General features: G+C 53.9%; 16 protein-coding genes. All 16 read left to right on the top strand.

Annotation, left to right across the window (positions count from 1 at the left end):
- The first annotated feature begins 4 nt into the window (after nt 1-4).
- The 16 genes from NFS31_RS04745 to hisH all read left to right on the top strand — a co-directional run bounded on the left by NFS31_RS04745 (nt 5) and on the right by hisH (nt 15,650).
- Nucleotides 5-541: a shikimate kinase gene (locus NFS31_RS04745; protein WP_251492152.1), complete on the top strand. Its 537-nt coding sequence runs from the start codon at nt 5-7 to the stop codon at nt 539-541.
- Complete coding sequence (locus tag NFS31_RS04740; protein WP_251492140.1) at nt 534-1,808, top strand: L-cysteine desulfidase family protein; 1,275 nt, start codon at nt 534-536, stop codon at nt 1,806-1,808. Before NFS31_RS04745 ends, NFS31_RS04740 begins: the two co-directional genes overlap by 8 nt.
- Before the next feature lie 75 nt (nt 1,809-1,883).
- Nucleotides 1,884-3,182 carry a DUF1576 domain-containing protein gene (locus NFS31_RS04735; protein WP_334303046.1) on the top strand — a complete coding sequence of 433 codons (1,299 nt, stop codon included), beginning with the start codon at nt 1,884-1,886 and terminating at the stop codon, nt 3,180-3,182.
- A 212-nt stretch (nt 3,183-3,394) separates the two neighbouring features.
- Nucleotides 3,395-5,008, top strand: a complete 1,614-nt coding sequence (locus NFS31_RS04730) for a potassium/proton antiporter (protein ID WP_275563872.1) — start codon at nt 3,395-3,397, stop codon at nt 5,006-5,008.
- Nucleotides 5,009-5,106: 98 nt separating this feature from the next.
- Nucleotides 5,107-5,262, top strand: coding sequence for a hypothetical protein (locus NFS31_RS04725; protein ID WP_251492134.1), 156 nt, complete (start codon nt 5,107-5,109; stop codon nt 5,260-5,262).
- Between the two features lie 202 nt (nt 5,263-5,464).
- Nucleotides 5,465-5,659 carry a hypothetical protein gene (locus NFS31_RS04720; protein ID WP_251492132.1) on the top strand — a complete coding sequence of 65 codons (195 nt, stop codon included), beginning with the start codon at nt 5,465-5,467 and terminating at the stop codon, nt 5,657-5,659.
- Nucleotides 5,660-6,774: 1,115 nt separating this feature from the next.
- Complete coding sequence (locus tag NFS31_RS04715; protein WP_251492130.1) at nt 6,775-7,335, top strand: NUDIX hydrolase; 561 nt, start codon at nt 6,775-6,777, stop codon at nt 7,333-7,335.
- A gap of 65 nt (nt 7,336-7,400) precedes the next feature.
- Nucleotides 7,401-8,378: an NTP transferase domain-containing protein gene (locus NFS31_RS04710; RefSeq protein WP_251492128.1), complete on the top strand. Its 978-nt coding sequence runs from the start codon at nt 7,401-7,403 to the stop codon at nt 8,376-8,378.
- Between the two features lie 172 nt (nt 8,379-8,550).
- Nucleotides 8,551-8,700, top strand: a complete 150-nt coding sequence (locus NFS31_RS04705) for a CD1871A family CXXC motif-containing protein (protein ID WP_251492126.1) — start codon at nt 8,551-8,553, stop codon at nt 8,698-8,700.
- Between the two features lie 38 nt (nt 8,701-8,738).
- Nucleotides 8,739-9,743, top strand: coding sequence for a 4Fe-4S binding protein (locus NFS31_RS04700; RefSeq protein ID WP_251492124.1), 1,005 nt, complete (start codon nt 8,739-8,741; stop codon nt 9,741-9,743).
- Nucleotides 9,744-9,802: 59 nt separating this feature from the next.
- On the top strand, nt 9,803-11,179 hold the full coding sequence (locus NFS31_RS04695; RefSeq protein ID WP_251492122.1) for an MATE family efflux transporter: 1,377 nt from the start codon (nt 9,803-9,805) through the stop codon (nt 11,177-11,179).
- 156 nt (nt 11,180-11,335) lie between these two features.
- The gene (locus NFS31_RS04690) at nt 11,336-12,475 is read left to right on the top strand and encodes an ATP phosphoribosyltransferase regulatory subunit (protein WP_251492120.1); all 1,140 of its coding nucleotides are present in this window, start codon (nt 11,336-11,338) and stop codon (nt 12,473-12,475) included.
- Nucleotides 12,469-13,119, top strand: a complete 651-nt coding sequence (gene hisG, locus NFS31_RS04685; RefSeq protein ID WP_251492118.1) for an ATP phosphoribosyltransferase — start codon at nt 12,469-12,471, stop codon at nt 13,117-13,119. Before NFS31_RS04690 ends, hisG begins: the two co-directional genes overlap by 7 nt.
- Nucleotides 13,120-13,258: 139 nt before the next feature.
- Nucleotides 13,259-14,371, top strand: coding sequence for a histidinol-phosphate transaminase (hisC, locus tag NFS31_RS04680; RefSeq protein ID WP_251492116.1), 1,113 nt, complete (start codon nt 13,259-13,261; stop codon nt 14,369-14,371).
- Complete coding sequence (gene hisB, locus NFS31_RS04675; RefSeq protein ID WP_160225244.1) at nt 14,368-14,961, top strand: imidazoleglycerol-phosphate dehydratase HisB; 594 nt, start codon at nt 14,368-14,370, stop codon at nt 14,959-14,961. Before hisC ends, hisB begins: the two co-directional genes overlap by 4 nt.
- A gap of 71 nt (nt 14,962-15,032) precedes the next feature.
- Complete coding sequence (gene hisH, locus NFS31_RS04670; protein WP_251492114.1) at nt 15,033-15,650, top strand: imidazole glycerol phosphate synthase subunit HisH; 618 nt, start codon at nt 15,033-15,035, stop codon at nt 15,648-15,650.
- The last annotated feature ends 11 nt before the right edge of the window (nt 15,651-15,661 follow it).

Below are 15,661 nucleotides of genomic sequence, written 5' to 3'. Positions count from 1 at the left end.
CAAGATGGGCAGAAATATTACATTAATCGGAATGCCGGCGGCCGGAAAGAGCACAGTGGGCGTGCTCCTGGCAAAACGGCTGGGATATTCGTTTGTGGATGTGGATATCGTGATTCAGAACCAGGAGGGCAAGCTTTTAAAGGAGATCATCGCTGAGCAGGGGCTTGACGGCTTTCTGGAGGTGGAAAACCGCGTGAATGCGCGGATTTCGGAACACGAAGCAGTGATCGCCCCCGGCGGAAGCGTGATTTACGGCAAAGAGGCCATGGAAAACCTGAAATCACAGGGCGTAGTGGTCTACTTAAAGATCAGCTTTGAGGAGCTGGCCGAGCGTTTGGGGAATGTGGTGGACCGCGGAGTGGTGCTGCGTGAGGGGATGACGCTGCGGGATCTGTATGAGGAGCGGATCGCGTATTTTGAGAAATACGCAGACATTACGATCGATGAAGAGGGAAAAGATTTCGGGGAGGTTGTGGATGAGCTGAGGAGGCTTATGGAGGCCCGCGGATTCTTCAAAAAAGGCAGGAGAGAGCATGGATAAAAAGGATATCTGTTATACAACCTACGTGGATATTTTAAAGCGCGAGCTTGTCCCGGCCATGGGATGCACAGAGCCGATCGCCATTGCATACTGCAGCGCAAAGGCCAGATCCGTTCTGGGAACGCTTCCCGACGAGGTGTATCTTAAGGTCAGCGGCAATATCATAAAGAATGTAAAGAGCGTGATTGTGCCGAATTCCGGGGGCAGGCGGGGGCTTGCGGCCGCGGCGGCCATCGGGATCCTGGCAGGGGACGAGACGCGTGAGCTGGAGGTTCTTTCCGGCGTCACGGATGAGGCCGCGCGCGGCCTGGGCGCGTACATGGAGAAAACGGGATTTACAGTGATTCCGGTCGAAACGCCGTATCTCCTCGATATGGCGGTGGAAGTGAAAAAGGACGGCCATACGGCGCGCGTGCGGATCGCCCAGGAGCACACGAATGTGATTGAGATTCAGAGAGACGGGGAAACTCTGTTTGAAAAGGCCGTTAAAGAGGATGGCGCGCAGGACGGGCCGGACTACGGCATGCTGACGATTGAACGTATCTACGATTTTGCGGTTACCGCGGATCTGGAGGATGTAAGAGAGATTCTGGATCGCCAGATCGAATATAATACGGCGATATCACAGGAAGGGCTGCGGGGAGATTATGGGGCCAATATCGGGCGGATCCTCCTGGAGGAATACGGGGATTCTGTTGAAAACCGCTTAAAGGCCGTGGCGGCGGCCGGATCCGATGCCAGGATGAACGGCTGCGATCTGCCGGTCATCATCAATTCTGGGAGCGGGAATCAGGGAATGACAGCCTCCCTGCCTGTGATCGAGTACGCGAGGGAGAAACAATGCGGCAGGGAACAGCTCTACCGCGCGCTCCTTATCTCCAATCTGATGACACTGCATCAGAAGACGGGGATCGGCCGTCTGTCAGCCTATTGCGGGGCAGTCAGCGCCGGAGCGGGAGCCGGGGCCGGGATCGCCTATCTGGACGGCGGCGATCTGACGGTGCTGGCACATACGCTTGTCAATGCGCTGGCCATCACCTCGGGGATCGTCTGCGACGGGGCCAAGGCGTCGTGCGCGGCGAAGATTGCGGCAGCGGTAGACGCAGGTGTACTGGGCTATAAGATGTACAAAACAGGACGGCAGTTCTACGGCGGGGACGGCCTGGTGGCCAAAGGAGTGGAGAATACGATACGCAATATCGGCCGGTTGGGGAAGGACGGTATGAGAGAGACGGATAAAGAGATCATCCGTATTATGACAGAGTAATCTGTGACAGGGGAAGTGTTTGTGTGCGGCGCGGCTCGTACGCCAGGCCGGAGTAACGTTTAAAGGCCGTCCGTTTTGAAAGGTAAGGGGAATATGAATGAACAGATAACTGCAACGAGGCAGGAGCGCTTTCTTCTTCTGTCTTTGCTGCCGCTTTTTTTTATTTTAGCCGGGCTGTCTCTGCAGCCTCTAAAAGGGATCTTTACAGGGCTTTACACCCTGATCCGGGAGCCGGATTTCCTGATCACGGACTATATCGCCGTCGGAGGGATTGGGGCCGCGCTGGTGAATGCGGGCATGATGACCGTGATCAGCATTGTCCTGATCTACAATCTTGGAATGGAGATGGACGGCCATACGATCACGTCAAGCTGCCTGATGTTCGGCTTTTCCCTTTTTGGAAAGAACCTGCTCAATATCTGGGCTATTTTCCTGGGGGTGTACCTGTACTCGAAGTTTCACAGGACGCATTTATCAAAATATATTTATGTGGCGCTGTACGGTACGAGCCTGTCGCCCATCATTACAGAGATTATGCTGATTGGCCATCTGCCTTTGGTGGGCCGCATGCTTTTAAGCCTCTCTGTGGGGGTCTGCATCGGTTTTGTGCTCCCGCCTCTGTCAACGCATGTCCACTATGCCCATCAGGGCTATTCGCTTTATAATGTGGGTTTTTCGGCCGGGATCATTGCAACGGTGATTGTCTCATCGCTAAAGTCCTTTGGGATAGAGACAGAGGCAAGGCTTATCTGGTCCACAGGGAATAACGGCCTGTTTCTGGGGCTTTTGGTCATGCTGTTCGGGGGTATGATGATGGGCGGCCTGGTGTTTGGGGAAAAGTATGTGCTCGCCGCCTATGTCCGGATCCTGAAAAGCCGGGGGATCGGCGGAACCGATTACCTGCTTGAAGAAGGCGGACCGGCGGTGCTGCTCAACATGGGGATCAACGGCCTGTTTGCCACCGTGTTCGTCCTGGCTGTGGGAGGGGATCTGAACGGCCCGACCCTGGGCGGGATCTTTACGATCGTGGGCTTCAGCGCGACGGGAAAGCACCTGCGCAACATATGGCCGATTATGGCGGGCGTCTGCCTGGCCAGCCTGGCCGGAGCGTGGAGTATAACGGATCCTTCGGCGATGCTGGCGCTCCTGTTTTCCACCACGCTGGCCCCCATTGCGGGTGAATTCGGGATTGTGGCCGGCCTGCTGGCCGGATTCCTGCACAGCTCGGTGGCCCTGAATGTGGGCATTGTCTACGGGGGGATGAATCTTTATAACAATGGATTTGCCGGCGGTATCGTGGCCATCTTTATGGTTCCGGTGATCCGCTCCATCCAGGACAGGAGAGCGAGGGCCAAGGGGGAGCTCTCCCTGTAGGCTGCGCGTGATGTTTGCTGAAGACGGCTCCCTGCGTGTGAGCACAGCAAAATCGGCGCAGGGACATCATTTAAGGAAGAGAAGTTAATTGGTTACTATCCACAGGTAGTATTCCGCGAAGCGTGTTACGGTTCACGGAGCGGCTGCTTTTTAGCCGCCGTGAATCGTAACGTTAATTGTTTGCTGTATGACAGGAGGTAGGTAGTATTTCCATATCATTTTTATTATTAATGATTTCCGTTGTCATTTTTGTGTGCATCGCGGGCAGCCGGGTTTCCGGGCGGCTCGGGGTTCCCACGCTGTTTGTGTTTATCGTGCTGGGCATGATGTTCGGATCCGACGGCTTTTTAAAAATTCCGTTTGATAATTACCTGATAGCCGAGCAGCTTTGCACGGCCTCGCTGATTTTTATTATGTTTTACGGCGGGTTTGGCACAAGGTGGAGCGAGGCGAAGCCGGTCGCGGTCCGTTCCATTCTGCTGTCCTCAGCGGGCGTGATCCTAACCGCGCTCCTGACCGGGCTGTTCTGTCATTTTGCGCTGCGCATGGATCTTCTGGAGAGCATGCTGTTAGGCGCGGTGCTGGGCTCGACCGATGCGGCCTCGGTGTTCTCGATCCTGCGCTCCAGAAAGCTGAACTTAAAATACGGTTCCGCCTCCATGCTGGAGCTGGAGAGCGGCAGCAACGACCCGTTTGCCTATATGATGACCATGATTGTCCTGTCCGCCATGTCCGGAACCGCCGACGCGGGCTCGATTGTCCGCATGCTGGCAGCGCAGCTCATATTCGGCCTTCTGGTGGGCTGGGCGGTGGCGGCTGCGGCCTCCTGGTTCCTGAACCGTTTTCAGTTTTCCGGAGAGGGCTTTGACACTATCTTTGTCTTTGCCGTGGCCATGGTTTCCTATGCGTTTTCCTCCTGTATCGGAGGAAACGGTTACTTAAGCACATACCTGACCGGTATTATCCTGGGAAATCAGGAGGTAAAGAACCAGAAGACGCTGGTCAGCTTTTTCGATGTATTTACCGGGCTGATGCAGATTCTGCTCTTTTTTCTTCTCGGCCTTCTCGCTTTCCCGTCCCAGATGGCGGCGATCCTGGGGCCGGCCGCATGTATCGCGCTGTTTTTGACGTTTGTGGCCAGGCCGGCGGCTGTGGGCCTTCTGCTTGCGCCGTTCAAACCCAGGCTGGGCCAGTATCTGGTGGTGTCATGGGCCGGTCTGCGCGGCGCGGCCTCAATCGTATTTGCCATCATGGCCACGGTCGGGGATGTGTATACAAAAAACGACATTTTCCATATCGTGTTCTGTGTCGTCATGTTTTCGATTATCTTTCAGGGCTCCCTGCTCCCGGAGGTGGCAAAGCGTTTTGACATGATTGACAAGAACGCGGATGTCATGAGAACCTTTACGGACTACACGGAGAATACGCAGATCCAGTTTATCCAGCTTCACATCAATGAACACCATCCATGGGCGAACCGGAAGATCTGTGACATTGACCTCATACCGGGGACGCTGATTGCGGTGATCAAGCGGGGGAAGGAGATTGTGGTTCCCAAAGGACAGACAATGATCTTGAAGCAGGATATTGTCGTGCTGGGCGCGCAGGGATTTGAGGATAACCGCGGGATTCTGCTGAAGGAGATTCCTATCACAAAGGCGCATAGGTGGTGCGATAAGCGCATATCAGAGGCGAAATTTAATAAAAATACGATCATTGTTATGATAACGCGCGGGGATGAGGTGATCATTCCGGACGGGAATACGCAGATGCATGATGGGGATCTGGTGGTGACATATTCGCAGAAGCTGGCGGCGAAAGGGTAGTAAAGGGCGGCTGCCTGTTCTTTTCGGTAGGATATTCTATACATCCGATAACAGGAAGTCAGGCCTATGTTTCGCAGAAAGATTATGATGAAGGAATTATGATTGAAAATGCGCTTTATCAGTGGTTTTGTAACTGGCTGAACGGAATGGATTTTGAAAACATGTCTGAGATGCAGAGGGCGCGGATAGCATTAATTAACTTAAAACCCATTGGGAGAAATACCGGTGGGTTTGTAACAGTTCAGGCAACCTGAACTGTTACGTGAGTTTTTCATTTTTCGACAGATTTCATACTTTCATGTATTCCCTTCTCTCCTAAAATCGCTTATAATGTTTTACATCAGAGAAAGCGGGCAGCGCTCCCTATTTGGAGGATACGCACCTTCGGGACTGGTTTAATTTAGGTTAGACCCGTGCCGCAGGTGTGTAAACACCAGAGAAAGGAGGATGTGGTCTATGTTCTTCTTAGAAGTCCTGAACCGTGTTGTGAGTGTCTTCGCGGGCATTGTGGGCGGCCTTAACGGGCTGGTTTCATTAGTCCAGAAGTGTAAACCTTACATAGAGCGGCGCAAGGCACAGACAGAAAAAGACCCATCAGCAAGCCTAGCAGCACCTGATGGGTCGGATGAAGATTGCTTAAGCAATCAGTAGTCCACTAAAGGCGGCAGCTACATCGCCGCCTTTTCCTATTACGAGTTTATCTTAGCATTTTGTCAGGGTGAAGTCAATAGGGAAATTCATAGGGCTGTTTCAGTTACTGTTCACGGGTCAATGTCAGTTAGTTAAGCGAAATGAACGGTTGCAGGGCGTTGTCTGTCGTGAGAGGGCCGCCAGAGTCGATTCTAAACCCAACGGAACCCCGCTCCCGCTCGGAGAAAAGCGCAGCGGACGCTAAGCTCGAAAAGACCTCGCTAAGCGCCGGCGGTTTTCTACGGGTTCCTTATGGGTTTGGAATCGGACTCTGGCTACATACCCGTCAGGCTATAATAAAAATATCAAATAATATGGCTCATCATGGCTACAGCATACGAATAATTTTTTGCTCCTTTCCAAATTTAGTTGAAAAGATTGTTATCATCGTGTAAAAACATGCTATATTGCATTTATACCAAGAAATGTTTGTCGAATGGACAAACCTGGAAAGAGTCAATTTTTGGTTGATAAAATCCCAAAACATAACAGTTAAATATTTATCGAATCATTATAAAACAGAATATATAAAGCAATTATACCGATTATTTGCAATTCGGTCAGAGGATATTCCTGCCCGTTTATGCCAGACAAACGTATTACAGAACTTTCGGAGGGATGAAACGGATTCCCAGCCCGCTGATAACGTAGCCGTCGCTAGCTCCTGTATCCAAAAGGAACCCGTAGAAAACCGCCGGTACTTAGCGAGGTCTTTTCGAGCTTAGTACCGCTGCGCTTTTCTCCGAGCGGGAGCGGGGTTCCGTTGGATACAGGAGCTGACGACGGCGGCCTCCCCACGATAAACAACATCTCGCAATCGTCCGCTTAACTAACTGACATTGGTTCACGGGTAGTATTCCGCGAGGTGTTTTTTGTGAGCGAAGGTCACAGAAAACCCGAGGGCAGCAGGCGCGAAAATGGGCAGTCTGCCCATTTTGTGTGCATCATGTTGCTGTGAACGGCGCAGCCGTGAACAGTAACTTCACGAACGACAGTAACATAAAATTTATTATAGATTGTAATTCTCCCATTCTGATTGTATAATAGGGAAAAATGAAAAAAGGAGCGCGGTTCGGATGACAGGGCAGGCAGAGGAAGAGTTACTGGATGTTGTGGATGAGGATGGAAACCCCACAGGGGAGACAGTAGAGCGCGGCAGGGCCCACAGGGAGGGGATCCGCCACAGAACCTCCCACGTATGGCTCCTTCGCCGGCGCGCCGGACGCGTAGAGGTGCTTCTGCAAAAACGCAGTGAAGATAAAGATTCTTATCCCGGCTGCTATGATATTTCGAGCGCGGGCCATATCCCGGCCGGAAGCGGCTATACAGAGTCGGCGATCAGGGAGCTTAAAGAAGAGCTGGGGATTACAGCAGGTGAGGACGAGCTGATCTTTTGCGGCAGGAGGCGGATTTCCTGTGAAAACGTATTTCACGGACAGGTATTCATGGAATGCCAGGTCAGTCATGTATACTGTATGTGGAAAGACGTTGAACCAGAGGAAATGACGCTGCAGGCATCGGAGATTGATGGCGTTATGTGGATAGATTTAAGCGAATGCCGCCGGATGGTGCGGGAAAACAGCTTCAGGCACTGTATTGTTTACGAAGAACTGGAGATGCTGCCGGAGCGTGTTTGAACAATCATTCCCGCCATCCGCGCGCCCCGCTTTGCGGTATATTATGCATACCAGGAGGAACCGAAGTGGCAGAAAAAGGGACAGGCGCTGTGATTCTGGCAGCCGGAAAATCAGAATATATGGAGGAGCTGAGGCCTCTCATGAAGGTGGGCCGGACGACTATGATTCAGAGGGAGATCGATACGCTCCGCCAGGCCGGGATCAGCCCCATTGTGGTGGTGACCGGGTATCAGGCGGAGGCGCTGGAAAAGCATATTGCCCACAGGGGGGCTGTATTTGTCCGCAATAAGCGTTATCAGACATCCCAGATGTTTGGCTCGATCTGTCAGGGCCTGCGCTATATTCAGAAAAAGGCGGATCGGGTGCTTTTATTTCCTTCCGATATTCCGCTGGTATCAGCGGACACGATCTTTAAGATGAAAGAGGCAAAAGGGAGCATCGCTATTCCCGTATATGAGGGGAAAAGAGGCCATCCCGTCATGCTGGCTCAGAGTGTGATTCCCGCGATCCTCGGATATAAAGGGGAAATGGGGCTGCGGGGCGCGATCGAAGCGTGCGGCGTGCCGGCAGAGCTTGTCAGGCTGTGCGATCGCGGCGTGGTGATGGATACAAACACAGCCGGGGATTACAAAGAAATCCTCAAATATGAGGAAGACAGCCGCAAAAAACAGGAATTATCCTGTATGATTTCGGTCAGACTTAAAAAGGAGACAGAATGCTTTAGCCAGGATACCGCGGGCTTTTTAGAAGCGATCCGGGAAAACGGTTCGATGCTGGGGGCGTGCCAGGCAAAGGGGATCTCTTACAGCAAGGGCTGGAAGATGGTCAAGCAGGCAGAGGATGAATTGGGAATCCGTTTTATCACGCGCCAGGCAGGCGGCAGCAGGGGCGGTTCCTCAACGCTTACAGAAGAGGGGGCCGGATTTTTGGACCGCTTTTGCGCGCTCGAAGAGCAGATTGCCCGGTATGCCGAAAACGCGTTTTCCGGGCTGTTTTCCGGAGCCATGGAACAGAAAGGACAGGAGTGGGAAGGAGATGAGTGAGAAAAAGAGGTTACTATTCACGGGCAGTATTCCGCGAGGCGTTTTTTGTGAGTGCAGCACAGCGGAAGTCACAGAAAACCCGGGGGCCGCAGCGCCAAACCGCGTTTTTTGCGGTTTGTGTGCATCGCGAAGCGTGTTACGGTTCACTGAACGGCTGCGTTTTAGCCGGGCCGTGGATAGTAACAGAAAGAGAAATACCGCGGGCATTTTCCTGCTTCTGGCCGGATTGGCCCTGTTTACGTACGGAGGACGCCGCCTGGAGCCGGATGTAGTGCTGATGAAGGCAATCACGATCTGTATGGAGTGTATTGGAATTGGATAAACGGGAGAGAAATGTCAGAAGACAGGGGAAGTAAGCGTATGGGTTTTGGGAAAACAGCAGAAGCGGCATCCGATTGCCATCAGGATCATCAGGAAGAGGGCGGGAGATTTCCGTTTCCATTCGCAGGCAGAAAAGCAAGACGGCCGGGAAAAGGCTTTGGCAGCCTGTCCGTCTGCCGCCTTTGGGTGCAGGCGCTGTGGACAGCGATCAGCAACGGCTACGCGGCCGGATTTTTAAATGGGCGCATTTATACAGGAAAAACAAAGTCTGCCTGCGCCCCGGGGCTGAACTGCTATTCCTGCCCGGGCGCTCTCTTTGCGTGCCCTATCGGCGCGCTGCAGGCAGTCATAAGCAGCAGGCAGTTCACATTTTCCTGTTATGTATTCGGCTTCCTGATGGTACTCGGCTCCCTGTTCGGAAGGATGATCTGCGGCTGGTTCTGTCCCTTTGGGCTGGCGCAGGATCTGCTCTATAAGCTGCCTCTGATGAAAAAGAAACGCCGGCTTTTGGGAGACCGGTATCTGCGCTGGGTGAAATACGTGATATTAGCTGTGTTTGTGCTGATCCTGCCGGCTGTCGTGGTAAACGTGGCGGGGATCGGCTCTCCCTGGTTCTGCAAATATATCTGCCCCAGCGGAACCCTGATGGGCGGCATCCCGCTTTTGCTGGCCAATCCGGGACTTCGGGAGGCGGCGGGCGTTTTATTTGGCTGGAAGGCATTTCTTCTGATTGTGGTTGTCCTTCTGTCCATCCGGATGCCGCGCCCGTTCTGCCGCTACGTCTGCCCTCTGGGGGCCATGTACGGGCTGTTTAACCCGGTTTCCATATTCCGGTTTAAGCTGGAGGCAGACAAATGTATCTCATGCGGGCAATGCAGGCGGGCCTGCCCCATGGATATCAAGGTCTATGAGCACCCGAACAGCATGGAATGCATCCGCTGCGGGGCCTGCATAGAAGCCTGCCCGACAAGGGCAGTCAGGGCTTCATTCATAAGAACCGGGGCCTGCAAAAAGGAAAACGGCGGGGCGGTCCGCGGCTCATAATCCCGCGGCAGATATTTACCGCGCGCAGCAGGCTGCGTTACAGGAAGGGGTATAGTAAAATGGAAAATCGGGAAACGGCAAAAAAGGAAAACCGTATGCTGGCCGATCGCCCGGGAAGGGCGATACTGTTATTCGCTTTGCCGATGATTCTGGGAAATCTGTTTCAGCAGTTCTATAATATCGTGGACTCCGTCGTCGTGGGCCGATTTGTCAGCGAAGAAGCTTTGGCCGCTGTAGGCGCATCCTACTCCATAACCAACGTATTCATTGCCGTGGCAATCGGAGGCGGCGTGGGCAGCGCGGTTCTGATCTCCCAGTTCTTCGGGGCCGGACAGACGACAAGGATGAAAACAGCGGTGTCAACGACGCTGGTGAATTTCCTCTGCATCAGCCTCGCGCTCGGCCTCTCCGGCCTGGCAGTAAACGACTGGATCCTGCGGATCCTCAAGGTTCCTGCAAACGTATTCGGGGATGCCGCTGCCTATCTGCGCATCTACTTCATGGGCCTTCCGTTCCTGTTCATGTATAATGTCCAGGCATCGGTTTTTAACTCCCTTGGGGACTCCAGGACGCCGCTGTACCTCCTGATCTTCTCCTCCCTGCTCAACATAGCCCTTGATTTACAATTCGTAATCCGGTTTCACATGGGTGTGGAAGGCGTAGCCTGGGCGACCCTGATAGCGCAGGGAATCTCCGCCTGCATCTCCTTTTTCCTTCTGATGCGAAAGCTTAAGGGATATCCGCATGAAAAAGAATCGTTCCGCCGATATGACAGAGACATGCTCCTGCCCATGACGCGGGTGGCCATCCCGTCCATTCTCCAGCAGTCCATCGTACATGTCGGAATGCTTCTGGTGCAGTCCGTGGTCAACACCTTCGGCTCATCCGTGATGGCCGGCTATTCGGCAGGAACCAGAATCGAATCCCTCTCCATTGTCCCCATGATCGCCGTGGGCAACGCGATGTCCACTTTCACAGCCCAGAACATGGGCGCCGGAAACGTCAAACGCGTGCGGCAGGGGTACCGCGCATGCTACGGAATCCTGCTCTGCTTCGCCGTCCTCCTGTGCGTCGCGCTTCAGGCAGGCAGAGAGTTTTTTATCTCCGCCTTCCTCGACGCGGACGCCAGCGCGGACGCGTTCGCTGCCGGTATGGCCTATACAGGATTCATTTCCTGGTTTTTCATTTTCATTGGCGTGAAAATGACAACGGACGGGCTGTTAAGGGGCGCGGGGGATGTGACGGCTTTCACGATCGCGAACCTGGCTAATTTGAGCATTCGGGTATTTGTGGCAAACTATTTTGCGCCCAGGTATGGCGTGGCGTTTGTGTGGTATGCGGTGCCGATTGGGTGGTTTGTGAATTATGCGATATCGTTTGGGTGGTATTTGACGGGGCATTGGAGCAGGGTGCGGCTGGTGGGGAAAGAAGCTTGAGTATATGCGGGTTTTGAGGGATCGCAACTCTAAAAATCCATATAACGAAAACTATTGCATTTTAACAGAATAAATGATAAGATAATACGGTACTTTAACACGCTACCATGATAACTAAAGAAAGCAAAGAAACAACATCCAGAAAGGATCACTTAAATGGATTTTGAAATGAAAGGTCTAAAACGCGCCGAAGCCGCCACCCTAAAACTCCGCAGCCTCTACGAAACCTACGGCTACCGCAAATACCGCATGGGCCGCTTCGAGGAATACGGCCTGTATGCGGCGAACCGGAGTTTTCTCCCCAGCGAGCATATACTCACCTTCACGGATCTGGACGGACGCCTGATGGCGTTAAAACCGGATATCACGCTGGGAATCGCGAAGAATACGAAAGCGGGCCGGGATTTCTGCGAGAAGGTTTATTATATAGAAAGCGTTTACCGCGAGAGCAAGGAGAGCCATACCTATAAGGAAATCAGCCAGATGGGCTTAGAGTGTATGGGCGGGGTGGACGGCTTTGTGATTACAGAGGTTGTGGGCCTTGCGGTTCAGACGCTGGCCGCTTTTGGGCAGGATTATGTGCTGAAGCTGTCGGGGATGGATTTTGTGGCAGGGCTTTTGGAGGAGCTGGGCGTGGGCCGGCGCGCGAAGAGGCAGCTTTTGGAGGCGCTTCGGGCGAAGAACCGGAGCGGGCTGGAGGCGGCCTGTGAGGAGGCCGGGCTCGGTGAGCGGGAGTCGGAGCGGGTTCTGGCGCTTTTGTCCCTGTACGGGGATTTTAGGACGGTTATTGCGCAGGCGGGGACTATCGCGGATTCGCCTGCCATGAAGGAGGCATTGGAGCGGCTTTCGCTTGTCTGTGAGGCGCTTAAGGCGGACGGGCTGGGGGAGCGGATCCGGCTCGATTTTACGATGATTCAGGATATGGAGTATTACAACGGGATTATTTTCCAGGGGTATCTGGACGGCCTGGCCAGGCATGTGCTGTCGGGCGGGCAGTATGACGGGATGATGGCGAAGTTGAAGAAGCCGGAGAGCGCGATTGGCTTTGCGCTGTATCTGGATGAGTTTAACTGGCTGCCGGAGCGCAGGGCGGAGTATGATCTGGAGGCGCTGGTGCTGTATGACGGGACGGCGGATCCGGCGCTCCTGGGCAGGGCGGTGAAGGAGCTACGGGGAAAGGGCCTGCGCGTCCGGGTGGAGCGCGCGGTTCCGGGGGAGCTGCGGTTTGGGCAGATTTTCCGGTTCCGGGACGGAGCGCTGCAGGCGGAGGACGGAAAGGGGGCGCGCACATGCTGAATATAGCGCTGCCCAAGGGAAGGCTTGGGGATCAGGTGTATGAGCTTCTGGCCTCTGTGGGATATGACTGTAAGAGTATTTATGACGATAACCGGAAGCTGGTATTTGAAAATGAGGCGGCAGGAGTGCGCTATCTTCTGGTGAAGCCGATCGATGTGGCAATCTATGTGGAGCATCACGCGGCGGATGTGGGGATTGTGGGAAAGGATATTCTGCTGGAAAGCCGGCCGGATGTGTATGAGCTTCTGGATCTCGGGCTGGGGCGCTGCCGGATGTGCGTAGCCGCAAGGGAGGATTATGCCGGGGATCCGGATCGCCCGGTGCGCGTGGCGACAAAGTTTCCTAATATTGCCAAGGCGCATTATGCGAAAATGAGCCGGGATATTGATATTATTAAGCTGAATGGGAGTATCGAGCTGGCGCCGATCCTGGGGCTGTCGGATGTGATTGTGGATATCGTGGAGTCAGGCAGCACGATCCGGGAGAACCATTTGAAGATTTTGGAGGAATTTCTGGCGATCAGCGCCCGTTTTATTGCCAATAAAAGCAGTTATGAGTTTAAAAATGAGGAGATTAACGCCATGCTGGGACGGCTGGAGGATGCGGCGCTGAAGGAAGGCCCGCATAAAACAGCGGCGCTTTAGCGGACTGTGAACCGCAGCCGCGCGGTTGGATTTAAATAATCGCTCAGACAGCGTGAACGGATGCGGATGGCTGCGGTTTTTGGAAATTCAGACGCCCGGGGGATTTCCGGGATTCCGTCAGATCAGGAGGAGCACAGATATGAGCCGTTTTTTAAGTAAATCAGGTCAGGCGCTTTTGCCCTACACGCCGGGCGAGCAGCCGAAGGGAAGGAAGTTTATCAAGCTGAATACAAATGAAAGCCCTTATCCGCCGAGCCCGAATGTGGCTAAAGCGATTCTGGCGGGCTTTGAAGAGAGCGATGGAACGGATCCGGCGCCGACGGAGATTGCGAATCTGCGCCTGTATTCGGATCCGGAGGCAAAGCCGCTTGTAAAGGCCATTGCGGATTATTATGGAGTGGAGCCGGATCAGGTGATTGTGGGCAACGGATCGGATGAGATACTGGCGTTTGCGTTCCGGGCCTTTTGCGATAAGGAGAGCCCGCTTCTGGCCGCGGATATTACATACGGCTTTTATCCGGCGCTGTGCGGGCTTTTGGATATCCCCTACCGCACGGCGGCGCTTAAGGATGATTTTTCGGTTGACACTGAGGATTATAAGGGCTGCGGATGCAATTGCATCATCGCCAACCCGAACGCGCCGACCGGGATGGCGCTGCCGCTTTCGGCGATTGAGGAAATCCTGGCGGCGAATCAGGGGCAGGTGGTGATGGTTGACGAGGCGTATGTGGATTTTGGATGTGAGAGCGCGGTTTCCCTGCTGAAGCGCTATGAAAACCTGGTGGTGATCCAGACATTTTCCAAGTCGAGAAGCCTGGCGGGCGGGCGCGTGGGCTTTGCGATCGCGGGGAAAGAGCTGATCGCGGATATGAACCGGGTTAAATACAGCTTTAATCCTTATAACGTAAACCGCCTGTCCATGCTGGCCGCTGCGGAGGCGGTGAAAGACAGGGAATATACGAAGCTGTGCTGCGAGCGGATCTGCGGCACAAGAGAGAGGACGGCGCAGGGGCTCCGGGAGCTGGGCTTTAAGGTACTGGATTCCAGGACAAATTTCCTGTTCATAAAGAGTAATTCCATGGGCGGGAAGGCGTATTTTGACGGGCTGCGGGAGAACGGGATTCTGGTGCGGCGCTGGGACGCGGATCGGATAGGGGAATATCTGCGTGTTTCGATCGGCACGGACGGGGAGATGGAAGAATTTCTGGCCGTGACAAAGCGCCTGCTTTCTGACAGGGAGGCAAGAGGATGAAGCGGCGGACAGCATATCTGGAGCGGAAAACAAAGGAGACCGACATCCGGTTAAGGCTTGATCTGGACGGGAGCGGTATCCATGAGGTAAAAACCGGCTGCGGGTTTCTTGACCATATGCTGGAGCTCTTTTCGCACCACGGGCGTTTTGATCTGACAGTTTGCTGCGAGGGCGATACGCATGTGGATTATCATCACACTACAGAGGATATCGGGATCGCCCTTGGACAGGCTTTTGCGGAGGCGCTGGGGGACAAGCGGGGAATACGGCGGTACGGCAGCATGCTTCTTCCTATGGATGAAACGCTGATGCTGACAGCCCTGGATATCAGCGGCCGGGCGTATCTGGTGATGGACGCGGAGATCCCGTCCCAGAAGGTGGGCGATTTTGATACAGAGCTGGTCCGGGAATTTATGTATGCATTTGCGCAGAATGCAAGGCTGACCCTTCATTTTAAGAAATTACACGGGGAAAACAGCCATCATCTGATTGAGGCGATGTTCAAGGGGCTGGGCCGGGCGCTCCGGGAGGCGGTGTCCATTGAGGAGGCGCACAGGGATGAGATTCCCTCCTCAAAAGGGGTTCTCTGAGAGATGGAGCCGTAACCGTCCCGGCTGCCTGAACAGTTTCTTACCTGAAACCATAACAGGGGAGGCAGATTATGATTACGATTATTGACTATGGAGTTGGCAATTTATTTTCTCTCAGCAGTTCCCTGCGCTTTCTGGGACTGGAGAACCGGATCAGCGGGAAAAAGGAGGATCTGGTTCAGGCGGATCGGATTATCCTGCCGGGCGTGGGCGCGTTTGGGGACGCGGTTTCAAAGCTGCGCCAGTCTGGCCTGGTGGATACGATAAAGGACGAGGCGGCGAAGGGAAAGCCCATCATGGGAATCTGCCTTGGCATGCAGCTCTTATTTGACAAGAGCTATGAGTACGGCGAATTTGAGGGCCTGGGCCTGATCCCGGGGGCGATGAAGCCGCTTAAGGGTGAGATTCCCGCCTCCTTAAAAGTACCGCATATGGGCTGGAACAGCCTGCGGTTTACAGAAAAGGGAAAGAAGCACCCGCTGTTTAAATATTCCTTGGAAGGGGATTATGTGTATTTTGTACACAGCTATTATGGAAAGGACTGCGACGAGAGCCTTCTGGCGGTTTCAGAGTACGGGATTTCGGTGACAGCGGCCGCGGCCAATGGAAATGTGATGGGAACACAGTTTCATCCGGAGAAGAGCGGTGCGGCGGGCCTTCGGATCTTGAAGGCGTTTTCGGAGATTTGAGGTAACAGTTC

It is taken from the genome of Otoolea muris, from assembly GCF_943193115.1.
In the GTDB taxonomy this organism is placed as follows: domain Bacteria; phylum Bacillota; class Clostridia; order Lachnospirales; family Lachnospiraceae; genus Otoolea; species Otoolea muris.
The sequence above is the reverse complement of the archived record's forward strand: the minus strand, read 5'-3'. Positions and strand labels throughout refer to the sequence as shown.

Excerpts from the sequence above, each read along its gene's own strand:
- NFS31_RS04725 (WP_251492134.1), top strand. The coding sequence starts at position 5,107 with ATGATTGAAAATGCGCTTTATCAGTGGTTTTGTAACTGGCTGAACGGA.
- NFS31_RS04740 (WP_251492140.1), top strand. The coding sequence starts at position 534 with ATGGATAAAAAGGATATCTGTTATACAACCTACGTGGATATTTTAAAG.
- NFS31_RS04720 (WP_251492132.1), top strand. The coding sequence starts at position 5,465 with ATGTTCTTCTTAGAAGTCCTGAACCGTGTTGTGAGTGTCTTCGCGGGC.
- NFS31_RS04690 (WP_251492120.1), top strand. The coding sequence starts at position 11,336 with ATGGATTTTGAAATGAAAGGTCTAAAACGCGCCGAAGCCGCCACCCTA.
- hisG (WP_251492118.1), top strand. The coding sequence starts at position 12,469 with ATGCTGAATATAGCGCTGCCCAAGGGAAGGCTTGGGGATCAGGTGTAT.
- hisB (WP_160225244.1), top strand. The coding sequence starts at position 14,368 with ATGAAGCGGCGGACAGCATATCTGGAGCGGAAAACAAAGGAGACCGAC.
- hisC (WP_251492116.1), top strand. The coding sequence starts at position 13,259 with ATGAGCCGTTTTTTAAGTAAATCAGGTCAGGCGCTTTTGCCCTACACG.
- NFS31_RS04715 (WP_251492130.1), top strand. The coding sequence starts at position 6,775 with ATGACAGGGCAGGCAGAGGAAGAGTTACTGGATGTTGTGGATGAGGAT.
- NFS31_RS04695 (WP_251492122.1), top strand. The coding sequence starts at position 9,803 with ATGGAAAATCGGGAAACGGCAAAAAAGGAAAACCGTATGCTGGCCGAT.
- NFS31_RS04700 (WP_251492124.1), top strand. The coding sequence starts at position 8,739 with ATGGGTTTTGGGAAAACAGCAGAAGCGGCATCCGATTGCCATCAGGAT.
- hisH (WP_251492114.1), top strand. The coding sequence starts at position 15,033 with ATGATTACGATTATTGACTATGGAGTTGGCAATTTATTTTCTCTCAGC.
- NFS31_RS04745 (WP_251492152.1), top strand. The coding sequence starts at position 5 with ATGGGCAGAAATATTACATTAATCGGAATGCCGGCGGCCGGAAAGAGC.